The organism is Clostridium thermarum, from assembly GCF_006351925.1.
GTDB lineage: Bacteria > Bacillota > Clostridia > Clostridiales > Clostridiaceae > Clostridium_AU > Clostridium_AU thermarum.
In genome coordinates this window covers 1504090-1516543 of the sequence record NZ_CP040924.1, presented here as the reverse complement: position 1 = coordinate 1516543, position 12454 = coordinate 1504090, and the positions used below count along the sequence as shown (strand labels likewise).

At 37.3% G+C, this 12454-nt stretch carries 16 protein-coding genes; all 16 read right to left on the bottom strand.

The features are described 5' to 3' along the window. Window positions 1-18: 18 nt before the first annotated feature. The 16 genes from FHY60_RS06760 to spoVE all read right to left on the bottom strand — a co-directional run bounded on the left by FHY60_RS06760 (window position 19) and on the right by spoVE (window position 12440). Window positions 19-1146: a THUMP domain-containing class I SAM-dependent RNA methyltransferase gene (locus tag FHY60_RS06760; protein WP_139904254.1), complete on the bottom strand. Its 1128-nt coding sequence runs from the start codon at window positions 1144-1146 to the stop codon at window positions 19-21. Between the two features lie 191 nt (window positions 1147-1337). Further along, on the bottom strand, window positions 1338-2621 hold the full coding sequence (uraA, locus tag FHY60_RS06755) for a uracil permease (RefSeq protein ID WP_139904253.1): 1284 nt from the start codon (window positions 2619-2621) through the stop codon (window positions 1338-1340). A 60-nt stretch (window positions 2622-2681) separates the two neighbouring features. After that, window positions 2682-3221 (bottom strand): bifunctional pyr operon transcriptional regulator/uracil phosphoribosyltransferase PyrR, encoded by a 540-nt coding sequence (pyrR, locus tag FHY60_RS06750; RefSeq protein ID WP_139904252.1) that lies wholly within the window; start codon window positions 3219-3221, stop codon window positions 2682-2684. A gap of 203 nt (window positions 3222-3424) precedes the next feature. Continuing rightward, complete coding sequence (locus FHY60_RS06745; RefSeq protein ID WP_139904251.1) at window positions 3425-4342, bottom strand: RluA family pseudouridine synthase; 918 nt, start codon at window positions 4340-4342, stop codon at window positions 3425-3427. Next, window positions 4339-4788, bottom strand: coding sequence for a signal peptidase II (gene lspA, locus FHY60_RS06740; RefSeq protein WP_139904250.1), 450 nt, complete (start codon window positions 4786-4788; stop codon window positions 4339-4341). Before lspA ends, FHY60_RS06745 begins: the two co-directional genes overlap by 4 nt. A gap of 19 nt (window positions 4789-4807) precedes the next feature. Beyond that, window positions 4808-5416, bottom strand: coding sequence for a TraR/DksA C4-type zinc finger protein (locus FHY60_RS06735; protein ID WP_139904249.1), 609 nt, complete (start codon window positions 5414-5416; stop codon window positions 4808-4810). A gap of 171 nt (window positions 5417-5587) precedes the next feature. Then, window positions 5588-6193 carry a DivIVA domain-containing protein gene (locus FHY60_RS06730; RefSeq protein WP_139904248.1) on the bottom strand — a complete coding sequence of 202 codons (606 nt, stop codon included), beginning with the start codon at window positions 6191-6193 and terminating at the stop codon, window positions 5588-5590. A 16-nt stretch (window positions 6194-6209) separates the two neighbouring features. Then, the gene (locus FHY60_RS06725) at window positions 6210-6977 is read right to left on the bottom strand and encodes a YlmH family RNA-binding protein (RefSeq protein WP_139904247.1); all 768 of its coding nucleotides are present in this window, start codon (window positions 6975-6977) and stop codon (window positions 6210-6212) included. Beyond that, the gene (locus FHY60_RS06720) at window positions 6977-7243 is read right to left on the bottom strand and encodes a YggT family protein (protein WP_139904246.1); all 267 of its coding nucleotides are present in this window, start codon (window positions 7241-7243) and stop codon (window positions 6977-6979) included. Before FHY60_RS06720 ends, FHY60_RS06725 begins: the two co-directional genes overlap by 1 nt. 8 nt (window positions 7244-7251) lie before the next feature. Next, complete coding sequence (locus FHY60_RS06715) at window positions 7252-7707, bottom strand: cell division protein SepF (protein ID WP_139904245.1); 456 nt, start codon at window positions 7705-7707, stop codon at window positions 7252-7254. Window positions 7708-7718: 11 nt separating this feature from the next. Then, complete coding sequence (locus FHY60_RS06710; RefSeq protein WP_139904244.1) at window positions 7719-8387, bottom strand: YggS family pyridoxal phosphate-dependent enzyme; 669 nt, start codon at window positions 8385-8387, stop codon at window positions 7719-7721. 92 nt (window positions 8388-8479) lie between these two features. Further along, a complete protein-coding gene (locus FHY60_RS06705; protein WP_139904243.1) occupies window positions 8480-9214 on the bottom strand; it encodes a DUF881 domain-containing protein in 735 nt (244 codons plus the stop codon). Between the two features lie 11 nt (window positions 9215-9225). Beyond that, on the bottom strand, window positions 9226-9564 hold the full coding sequence (locus FHY60_RS06700) for a small basic family protein (RefSeq protein ID WP_139904242.1): 339 nt from the start codon (window positions 9562-9564) through the stop codon (window positions 9226-9228). Window positions 9565-9576: 12 nt separating this feature from the next. Continuing rightward, window positions 9577-10302 (bottom strand): DUF881 domain-containing protein, encoded by a 726-nt coding sequence (locus tag FHY60_RS06695; protein WP_139904241.1) that lies wholly within the window; start codon window positions 10300-10302, stop codon window positions 9577-9579. A 2-nt stretch (window positions 10303-10304) separates the two neighbouring features. Further along, window positions 10305-11078, bottom strand: coding sequence for a cell division protein FtsQ/DivIB (locus FHY60_RS06690; protein WP_139904240.1), 774 nt, complete (start codon window positions 11076-11078; stop codon window positions 10305-10307). Window positions 11079-11321: 243 nt separating this feature from the next. Further along, on the bottom strand, window positions 11322-12440 hold the full coding sequence (gene spoVE / locus FHY60_RS06685; RefSeq protein WP_139904239.1) for a stage V sporulation protein E: 1119 nt from the start codon (window positions 12438-12440) through the stop codon (window positions 11322-11324). Between the last annotated feature and the right edge of the window lie 14 nt (window positions 12441-12454).

Here is a 12454-nt window from a genome sequence, read left to right as displayed (position 1 = left end):
TCATTTCCGTGTTTAAATCTACTTCTCCTTCACAGGATTGATATACTGATAGTAGTAACATAACAATCTGCCATTATACAGTTTTCTGTTTTTGTCTGCCTTTTTCCTAAAGCACTTTTCAAATTCATAGTAGGAAGTCAGGACGAAAAAGGACCATTCCGGATGATTCTTATACAGGTTTCCTAAGGTCTCGTAAAGCTTTCTCACCTGTTTTTCTTCTCCTAATCTCTCCCCATAGGGAGGATTAGTTATTATGTAGGCCACTCTTTTTCTAGAACTAAATTCTTCTACAGGCAACTTTTGAAAGTTAGTATATTGCTCTACTCCTGCCTTTATGGCATTTTGTCTTGCAGTTTTTAAGACCCTGCCATCCATATCTGAGCCATAGATCACAAATTCCTTGTCATTGATGGCTGCCTCCGCCTCTCTTCTTACCTCTTGCCAGATGCTCTTTTTTATATTGGGCCAGTCTTCACTGACAAAACTCCTTCTTAAACCCGGAGCAATATTTTTGCCTATGAGGGCTGCTTCCACCGGTATAGTTCCTGAGCCGCAGAAGGGGTCATACAGCAGTATGTCAGGATTCCATTTGCTGATTAGCACTAAAGCCGCAGCCAGTGTTTCCTTTAGGGGAGCCTCTCCCGCATTTTCCCTATAGCCACGCTTATGTAAGCCCGGACCTGAGGTATCTATGGTCAAGGTTACTATATCCTTTAATATCCCAACCTCAATTTTGTAAACCGGTCCATCTTCGGTGAAAACATCCCTCTTGTATTTCCGCTTCATGGCCTCCACTACAGCCTTCTTCACTATAGACTGGCAATCAGACACGCTGAAAAGCTTTGACCTTACTGACTTACCTGTAATGTGCATCTTCCCGTTCTCAGGTATTATCTTCCACCAATCTATGGCCTTTGTGCCCTGAAACAATTCTTCAAAGCTTTCTGCTTTAAACTCAGCCATCTTTATCAAAACTCTGTCCGAAGTCCTAAGCCATATATTTGTTCGGGCTATATCTCTTTCGTCTCCCTTAAAAGTAACCCTGCCATTCTCGGTGTTTATATCCTTATATCCTAAGGCCTTTAACTCTGAAGCGGTTATTGCCTCAATTCCAAAGGTAGATGTTGCTATTAAGTCATATTGCATCTGTTTCTCTCCTTATATGTATAGTTTTTTATTAGGGTAACATATATTTTACTAAATATATGTTTATCTGTCCCAATACAAATATTCATAATTTATAGTTAAAAATCAATTATTTCCATTGTACCAGGTAAGGAGATTCTAGTAAATAGAAAAGGATGCCCCAAAATAACTTGAGACATCCTATTTTACATTTATTCTTCTTCTGTCTTACTCTTTTCAGGTAACACTAAGTTTAAGATAATTCCTGCTAAGGTTGCCAGAGCAACTCCATTGATATCAACAGGGGCACCATTTACATCGAAGCTTAACACAGCTCCGCTAATGCCTAGAACAATTACAACAGAGGCTACTATTAAATTCTTCTTTTTTCCAAAGTCAATCTTGTTTTCCACGAAAACTCTGAAGCCCGAAGATGCTATTATACCGAACAGTAATATACTGATACCGCCCATTACAGGAGTAGGAATATTTTTTATAACCATTGCTACAGGTCCTATGAAGGAAAGTACAGTTGCAATGATTGCTGCTCCGCCTACAACCCAGACGGAGTAAACTCTTGTAATTGCCATAACGCCTATGTTTTCACCATAAGTTGTGTTCGGAGGTCCTCCTACTAATCCTGCAAAGATTGTTGCTAGTCCATCACCCAGAATTGATCTATGAAGTCCCGGTTCCTTAGTAAAGTCTCTTCCGCAAACATTGTTAGTAACATACACGTGTCCAATATGTTCTGCCAAGGTAACAAAGGCTATCGGAGCCATCATAATCATTGCACTGAAATTAAATTCAGGAGTGGTAAAGGTGGGTATTCTAATTATATCTGCTTCTATAATTTCCTTTATTACCTCCTCTGGAACTATGCCAAAGATGAAGGCTGCAATATAACCTACTACCATTGCTATCAGAATTGGTATTATCCCCAAGAAGCCCTTAAAATACATTGAGCCTATAATACCTACAGCCAAAGTAATTGTTGCTACAGCTAATACCCTGTAATCCGTAGGTAATGTACTGCCATCTGCAGCAGTTTGAGGAATTAATCCTGCCCAGTCTGCAGCAGTTCTTGCTAGGGATAGACCTATTACAATAACCACAGCACCAATAAGCACCGGAGGCAGAGCCTTGTCCAACCAACTTGAACCAGCATACTTTATAATTGCAGCAACTATTACATATACAACTCCTGCAGCTATTATTCCGGATAACATTCCCTTAGTACCATAGTTTGATGTTGCAACAGCCATGGCACCTATGAAGGCAAAGGATGAGCCTATGTAGGCAGGTAACATAGCTTTTGTACAAAGTATATAAATCAAAGTACCTATACCACTGCAAAACAGTGCTATTGCCGGATCTAGGCCAGTGAGCATAGGCACCAATATAGTGGCACCTACCATTGCAAATAAGTGCTGGAAACTAAGAGGTATTGTTTTCAAAATCGGTAATTTCTCGTCTACATCAACAAAATTTCTCATTAATAATTCCTCCTTTTAGCCTCTCTGGGCTATTTTAAAAGATTTATAATAAATCAATTATTATACTAGTTCAAAGATTTTTACTGCGTCTTGTCCATCTATTTCACTAAGTTCCACAGAAATCAATTCGCTTTTTGAGGTAGGCACATTTTTCCCGACGAAATCTGCTCTTATGGGCAGCTCTCTATGGCCTCTGTCAATAAGTACCGCTAACTGTATCATGGTAGGTCTTCCTGCATCAATTACAGCATCTATTGCTGCTCTGGCAGTTCTTCCGGTGTATAATACATCATCTACCAACACGACCTTCTTGCTCTTAACTTCTACACCTAAATTCCTGCTATTTATTCTGGGCATATCGTCAATGGTTTGAAGATCATCTCTGTATAAGCTGATATCTACACTGCCTACGGGGACCTCAACCCCCTCAATCTTAGCTATCTGTTTTTGTATCCTTTCTGCCAAGGGATAACCTCGCCTTTTGATACCTATCAGGACAATGTCATCTATCCCCTTATTTTTTTCAATAATTTCGTGAGCTATTCTTATCAAGCTTCTTTGTATAGCCTTGTCATCTAATAAAACAGATTTTATTTTCAAAATATCACCTCTTTCTATAAATACAAGCTTAGTACTTGAATAAGTTGTTGAAATTCGTAAAGTAAAAAAACGCCTTACCCATGAGGATAAGGCGTAATATGTACACATACACTATTACTACATCATCTATGCCTTATGACCTCACTGGATCATTTAAAGGTTCGCTGTTCACTTTTCTTATTCATATTAGCATATAACTTTATTTATTTCAACTCTTTTCGCAATATTTCTATCACTTTCTTAAAATAATCCGGCAGTGGTGTTTCAAACTCCATGTATTCCCCGGTGGTAGGATGTATAAAGCCAAGGAGCCTTGCATGCAAGAGCTGGCCTTCAAGCTTAAATCTCTGTTTCTTGTATCCATATACCGGATCCCCTACAAGTGGGTGACCAATATGAGCCATGTGTACCCTAATTTGATGAGTTCTTCCTGTTTCCAGCCTGCACTCCACCAAAGTGGCATTATTAAACCTTTCCACCACCTTATAATGGGTTACTGCTCTTCTGCCGTCTTTGACAACAGCAATCTTTTTTCTTTCTATGGGATGTCTTGCCAGTGGTGCATCTACAGTGCCTTCATCAGCCTTAAGCACCCCTTCTACAAGAGCCATATAGACCCTTGTCATGGAGTGATCCTTTAGCTGCTCTGCCAGCTTGTTATGAGAGTTATCATTTTTTGCAATTACTAACACACCGGAAGTATCCTTATCTATGCGGTGTACAATTCCCGGTCGGATAACCCCATTGATGCCTGAAAGGTCACTGCAGTAGTTTAGGATTGCATTTACTAGAGTCCCGCTTTGATTGCCAGCGGCAGGATGTACAACCATCCCCTGGGGTTTATTCACCACCAGCACATCACTGTCCTCATAGAGTATTTCCAAGGGAATGTCCTCAGCCTCTACCGACAATTCCACAGGATCCGGAATTACAGCCTCCACCACATCACCGGTCTTTAGTTTATAATTACTCTTAACAATCTTGTTATTAACCTTAACTGCTTCATCTTCAATAAGCCCTTGAATATATGACCTTGACTTATCCTCCATGGATATACTTAAAAATTTATCGATTCTTAGGCCATTATATGCCACATCTACTATATAGTTATGTTCCTTCATTCCTTAACATCCTTTATTATATATAATGCCAATAATGCAGTACCAACTACAACTAAAATGTCTGCTATATTAAAGTTTGGCCAATAATACACGTCCTTATAATGCCAAGATATAAAATCTACCACATAATTGTAGATTATCCTATCGTATAAATTTCCAAGTGCTCCACCAATGATCATTGCCAGGCTAATATTCAACAGCTTTGATTTTTGTCTGTTTTTGATTAGATAAACAATTACACCTATGATAACTATTGAAGTTATGATACTGAGCAGATACTGCCTGCCTTGAAAAATACCAAAGGCAGCCCCCCTGTTTTCCACATATTGAAATTCAAAAAAATTCTTGATAACTGTTATATCCTTGCTATCTTTTAAGTGATTTATTGACAAGATCTTTGTTACTCTGTCCAAAATAAATCCCAATATAATAATTACTATTTCCATCTCCATCCCCCTTAACTAATTAATCCGGCAGCTGTCTTCTGTATTGTTCATTGCTTATTTTCTCAATGGGTTCAACATAATCATCTTCGTCGTCCTCATGATACTCATAGGTGTTTTCTATCCTGTTATAAGCTGACACCGCTTGATAGCTATCTTCAGCGTCAAAGCCCACTTCATCAGAAAAGTCATTGTAGCCATAGCCAAAAGGATAGCCAAGTACGTCTTCCTCGATGGGCCTGCCTACAGTATTGTTCTGAGCTTTTGCATTTAATTCATTTTGGCAATGCACACAGTACTCAGCATAGGGAAGAAATTCCAGCCTCTCACTGGGTATCTCTTTGCCGCATCTCTTGCAGGTACCATAGGTACCCTCTTCTATATTTTTTAATGCCTCATCTATCTTTTTTATTATAGTGACCTCATGTTCTCTAAGAGCCCTGCCCTTCTCCATAGTCTCCATTTCACTTGCTAAATCTGCCGGATGATTATCATAAAAAGACAATTCAGAAGAAGTCTCGAAAAGAGCATTGGTCATATCATTATCCTTTAATTTAAGAAGAAACCTCCTTGCATTTTCCCTCTCGGATAAAAGTTTCTTTTTGTAGTAATTCAAGTTCTTATCATTCATAATCCTTCCACCCCTTCAAAGTCTCAGCATTCTATAAAGTTATCTAACTTTATATATTAGTTATTTTGTCATATGGAAGAATTTTTATGTAAACTAAAATATAAATCTCACTCCTTAGTTTCTATAGACAAAATAATATCTATACTTGGAGTGAGATTTATGTTGATATCATTAATTATCCTTTACAAAAAATCTCTTTATCTCGTTTAGCTCTTCATTATTAAAATTCTCTTCTTCAATCTCTTTTAATGCGAAGGCTTTTTCAGTAACTAACGGTACTTCTGTACTTTTGTCTTCTATTGTTGACCCAATATTATAGTTTTTGATGAAGTCCTTCTCCAAGTCATCAAAGGTGTCCATTTGAGTCTTTAAAAAGTTTCTATACTTTGCTCTGAATTTGAAAAATTCCTGCTTTAGCTTGTCATAATCATCGTTTATAGCCATTACATCACCATGAGCTTTATCCAATATCTTTTGAGCAGTGTCATTGGCATTTTTAATGATCATGTCTGCTTCCTTTTGTGCATTGACCTTAGCCTGTTCTGCTGCATTTTGTGCAAGCAGCAAGGTGTTTTGTATTGTTGCTTCTATTTTAGCATAGTGTTCCAGCCTTTCACTTAGAACTAAATTTTTCTCCTTCAATGTGGAATTTTCCTTATATAAGGCCTCATAGTCCTCTATGACCTTCTCGATAAATTCATCTACTTCGTCCGCATTATAGCCTCTTAAGGACTTTTTAAATTCCTTATTGTTTATATCCATTGCCGTTAGTCTCATTAATACACACCCCATATTAAACAAATTTTTTCAGCAGTATCTTAAGTCTTCCACTGCCGCTATTGCCTACAACGTCACTAACCTTAAACTTTCCATATCCCCTTATAGTTAGGGTGGATGGTATAGTTACTTCAAAATCCTTTTCTCTTATCTCATTATAATTTATTAATACCTTGCCGGCCTTTAAGATATCAACACTTCTACTTCTGGATAGTCCGGTAACGGAACTTACTACACAGTCCGCTCTCATGGATGTAGTCAGAACAATCTTTTCTTCAAAATTATAGCTAGGTAATTTGTCATAGTCCGTGACCATGGAAACTTCACAAGGACAATGACCAATAGCCGTCAAATTACTTATTAAATATGTTGCTATATCGTCACAAACTGCGCAGTATCCCTTGGAATTATCCACTACTAAGTCACCAATTTTTTCTCTTTTAATGCCTAAGGACATCATTGCACCCAAGTAATCTTTGTGCTGAAGAGTATGAAATTTAGATTTGTTGGTTATACATATAACCGTAATGGGCATAGACACATCACCATCAGTATAAAATGCCAGCATCCGCCTTTCAGCTTCTTCAAAGATACCTTCACTGATCACCTTTACTGCCAGTGCATTACCCAAATCCTCTACCTTACTCCAAACCCCCGGTGTATAAAACTCTTTACTGTATACTGTTTTACCGGTTTTCTCTGCCAGTACCAATCTATCAAACAGTCTTAAAATTACCGCCTCATCTTCACCGCTAATGGTCTTTAAGAAATCTTCCTTTTTCATTACCATAGAACTGTAAGCAGCAATGACTTAATAAGATCTAATATTATAAATGCCAAAAATGGTGAAAAATCTATAGGTAAATTAGGAGCAATTCTCTGCTGTAGTCTTCTTCCCGGCACTAAAAGCGGATCAGTTATACTTTCGATAATCTGTACGATAGGATTTCTGCTATGAGGTGCAACCCAAGAGATTATAGCTCCGGCTATTATTATGTATTTTAAAATTTCGATTACTCCATTAATAAATGTATAGATGGATATCTTCAACGCCTCCTTTACTTAGTCCAACCAAATAAACCTCTACTGCTCAATTCATTCTTTAACTCATTGGTCACTTCCACATTAGATGGTGATAAGATGTATACTCCTCGTTCTATTTCCTGTAGCTCTCCGCCCAAGGCATAGCTTGCGCCGCCCATAAAGTCCAAAAGTCTTTGAGCAGTTTTTGCTTCTAGGCTTGTGGTATTTACAACAACAATCTTTCTGTTTTTCAAATCATCACATATGTCAGTTGCATCTTCAAAAACTGTAGGCTTAGAGATAACAACCTTAGCCGCTGATGCAGTGTGAATATTAACAACTTTACTTGATTTTCTGCTTGAGGACAAAGTTGGATTTACCTCTGTTTCCTCCTCATATTCCGGAGCTTGATTCTCTAATTCTTCAATTTCATCATACTCGTCTACCAAGCCCATAAATCCCATAACTTTATTTAAAACCTTACCTGCCATTTTCAATCCTCCTATAAATTATTATTGTATATTCTTCTTCCGAATATTCCCTCTCCAATTCTTATCATATTAGAACCTTCTTCAATTGCAATTTGATAATCTCCAGTCATTCCCATAGAAAGATACTCCATTGAAACATTTTTGTGATTTTCAGCCTTTAATCTTTCAAAAATCATCTTCATATCTCTGAAATATTTTCTGTTCTCCTCTTCATCTCCCCGGGGAATTATGGCCATAAGTCCTACAACTTCAACATGGTTACATTCTCCCACTTGTTGAATTATTTCCTCTAACTCCTCTGCCAGGGCACCGGTCTTGCTTTCCTCTCTCCCGATATTAATTTGTATTAATACCCTAGCTTTCATATCAATATTTTGATACTGCTTCTCGATTTCACGCAGGAGTCTCACGCTGTCCAGCGAGTGAATCAGAGCCACCTTACCCGCTATATACTTCACCTTATTTCTTTGAAGATGGCCTATAAGATGCCAATTTACATCCTTATGAAATCCTTCATACTTAGAGATAAGCTCCTGAACCTTATTCTCACCAAAATCTCTTATTCCGCACTGGTAAGCAACTTCCATTTCATCAAGAGTTCTGGTCTTGCTTACTGCTATTAATGTCACTTCTTCAGGAATTGACCTCTGTATTGATTGTATGTTTTCAACTACATTCAAAATATCGCCCCTTTTGAAGTTATAGAAAATTAAAACTTAAATAATATTATTCTTCAAGTATTACAAATTTCCTGCAATTTTAAATAAAAAATTTAATTATTTTCAGCTTCCTTTGCAAAGTTGAATTTATAATCTCCTATATACTCCGGTATTTTTACATTAGACTTTATTTCAAAATCTATAGATATTCCCCTATATTTTAAAAAGGTCAAATATCCATCTTCTGAAAACAGGTGGTTCCTCATAGTTTCACTGTTTCCAATGGCACTGATATAAAACGGTGCTCCTATATTGACGCCGTTAATTTTTAAAAAGGGCCCCCAACAGTAGAACTCAGAATTGCTCATTATTCTCTGTCCATTGATTGAAATGGCCTCTGCTCCTGAATTTCTTAAGCTATTGACAACCTCCAAGACATCGGTATTGTGAACTATTCTTGCCCACTGTAAGAAATCATCTTCTATAGTACCTTCAAAGGAAGTGGTGGCATCGTTCAGGGTTATAATTATTCCTTCTCCCTGAACAGCCTCTGTGCCTAAGATCATTTTATTCTCTTCCAGTTCCTTTTCCATATTCTTTACAATCTCAGAATTAGGAACCGTTGGATTTTTGTATTCATTAAGTTTTACTGAATTATATAAGTATTGTTCTTCCAGCTTGCTAATCTCCTTAAAAAGCTTACTTCTTTCATTAACAGCTTCCTGATATTCTTTTGCATTTAAATATTTAGTAGGTTCGGAAGGACCAAAGTTCAAATCCATTGCTACCAATATACCTAAAAATATGCTTGCAACCAAAACAAATACCCTTGCTTCGTTTAATTTCATCCAATCACTCCTTAGCGTGACCTAGCCTTCTCTATAAGTAGCCTTCTGATAATTGCAAAGTTATCAAATATTCGTCCTCCAAAAACTATTACTGCAGCAATATATATTGGAATTCCTAATTTATCTCCCAAATAGGCAAGTCCTGCGGCCAAAGCTGCATTTCCGAAAAAGCCTGAGATAAATATATCCGCTTGAAAACTTTTGGATAAATTTGCTCTAATGGCTCCAAACACGGAATCCAGACAGGCTAGGATAGCCACAGAAATATAAGGGGAAAATTTTTCCGGAATACTAACGTCCCATACAACACCAACTATAATACCTACTAGCAGACCTAAAATAGCAATCATAATTTCACCTCATTATTCTTTAATTGGCTTTATATACTCATTCTTATACACTTTATTATACTTTGGAATCCTGATAGAATCGGATTTCTCATAAGTAATGTCATAGAAACCGAGATTTCCTGCGGTTAGTGTCCCTGTGAAGTCCAAGGCACTGCTTAGATTAACCTTATTTCCAATGGCTTTAATTGTTATCCTTTGAGAAGGTGATACCTTTTCCTCATTTACCCAAATGTAGGCATCTCCATTGGAAATCCTCATTCCCGTTTGACTTGTAATTCTGCTGTCATTTATGGCAATAGCTTCTGCGCCGGCAAAATTCAGTTCATTTACCAAGTAGGCAAGGTCACTGTGGGTCAGCAGCTGTCTGTTCACATCTGCTGAAAATAAATCCGATGCAGGATTGATGTAAATTATAACCCCCGGTCCTTCTACATCTGTGTAACCCAAAAGCATTCTCGTGTAATCCAGCTGATTTTTCAGCTCCCTGCTCATATCGCCGTTACTGGTGACAGACTCTTCATATTTCTTTAATTGCTCCATCAATTCACTGTTGCTCTTTTCTAAGTCTGCTTTAGCCTTTTTTAATTGCTCAAGTTCTACGGTTATCTGAGTATTGTTATAATCATTACTGCTAATTTTATTCTTATTTTTGCTTAAAAGCTGAAACTGATAGGTAAGCATAAATCCCAACAAGCCACAAACTACTGCTACAGTTAACTGTGAGCCAATCTTCTTCATCCTTATTCCTCCTGGTCTTCTATTGATATTACAGGAGCTTCATCATAGCTTACATCAATATATCCTTTTAAATTTAGGAGCTCCTGCTGACTTATTATATTAATTGCTTTGTTTAATTTTTCCTGCATGCCATCTATACTTCCGGCCTTAACCTCAATATTATTAAAGTAAACCTTGATTTCCGAACTGCTTTGTAAATCAATGGCTGTAATCTTGGTATCACTTATGTTTCGTTTTATCAAATCAGAAAACACTTCTATCTGTTGAAGTCTCCTGCTGTCCTCAGAAATCAGCATACTCGGTTGAGCCAAAGCAGCATCTAATCCGGAAAGCTGGACTAGGCTCTTATCGGTGATAGCCCCTGTGATCTCCAGCACATATCCCGAAACATCCAAAATTACATATTCTTTGCCTTTAGAAATATAATACTGAGGGGTTCTTTCTGTAATCTCCAGCAGCACAACTGATGGCAGCTTTCTTTTCACTTTTACGTCAGAAATGTACGGATTTGAAAGTATATTCTCCCTTGTGTCCGCCTTGCTTAAGAGGAAGATATTACTGCCAATATTAATTTCGGATAATTTTTCTATATCTTCAGTTGCTACAAGAATATTATTTTCAATTACAATTTCACTTATATTAAAATACGGAAGTTTTAGTCCAAGTATTACAGTTATTATAAATGTTATAATCGTCCAAAATATAATTTTCTTTATTAGTTTTTTCCTCTTCCTCATTCGTATTAACTCATTGGTATTTTTCTTAATTTGCCCCATTTTTTACCCCTTAACCGTTTCTATATTTACTGTACATATATCCAGCTTCAGCCATAATTTTAACTTGCCCAAAAACCGGTTTAAGATGTCGGATTTCAAACAAGTTAAGAATTATGTTACATATAGGATACCTATATGATACCACTTAATTTATGTGATTTCATTATGTTTTTTTAATTTTTCTTTTTCAACTGATAATAACTTTAGCAAAAATATAAAGGACCTGCCCAGTAGGCATTGTCCCTATATTTTTACCCTATTAGTATTACTTTGTCTGGAAATATTGAGCAATACTCCCATAGCGGTTAAATTAATAACCAAGGAAGATCCTCCGTAACTGATAAAGGGGAGAGGTACTCCTGTTACAGGCATTGAACCAGTTACAACAGCTATGTTTACAATAGCTTGAACAGCTATGATTGAAGTTATTCCGGTAGCAAGTAATGTACCGTATGTATCCTTGGCATTGACCGCAGTCTTTATTCCTCTCCAAACAAAGACCACAAAAATCATGATTATAAAAATGCAGCCAATAAGTCCAAGCTCTTCCCCAATAATAGCAAATATAAAATCATTGTGGGGTTCGGGCATATAGTAGCACTTCTGTCTGGACTGCCCCAGGCCTAAGCCCCATATACCCCCGGAGCCAAGTGCAAGAAGTGACTGTATAAGCTGGTAGCCCTCTCCTGCAGCATCCTTCCAAGGGTCAAGAAAGCTCAGCAATCTATCTCTTCTATAGTCTGCTGAAAAAATCAAGTATCCGGCACCCAATAGCCCTACCGGCATAACTAGGCCAAATATATGTGAAGCCTTTGCGCCGGCAACGAACAGTACAATTATTGTAACCATCATAATTACTGAAGCTATACTCATATTAGGTTCTGCCAAAATGATTGCCGCATAAACTCCTGAAATAAGTAAATAGGGTATTACACCATAAATCAAAGATTTTATACGTTCCCCCTTCATGTCAATACTCTTAGCAAGAAAAGCTACGATAGCATACTTTGTTATTTCTGAAGGTTGGAAGGATGCAAAACCTAATTGAATCCATCTTCGTGCTCCATTTACAGGTTCAAATACAAAAACCAGCAATAGCAATGGTATTACAATAATCATCAGTATACCGGTTACTTTTTTTATTTTATGATAATCAACGCCCATTGTCAGAATCATAGCAACTATACCGATGCCGGCCCAGGTCAATTGCTTCTTCAAAAAGTACATGTCATCTCCGTACTTTATGCCGGACGTCCATGCACTGGCGCTGTAAACCATGATTATCCCAATGGATAGGAGAAGCATAATTGTTGTAAACATCACAAAATCCGCTTCGCCCATTTTGCTCCCGGCTTTTTTCATATTTTATCCTCCTA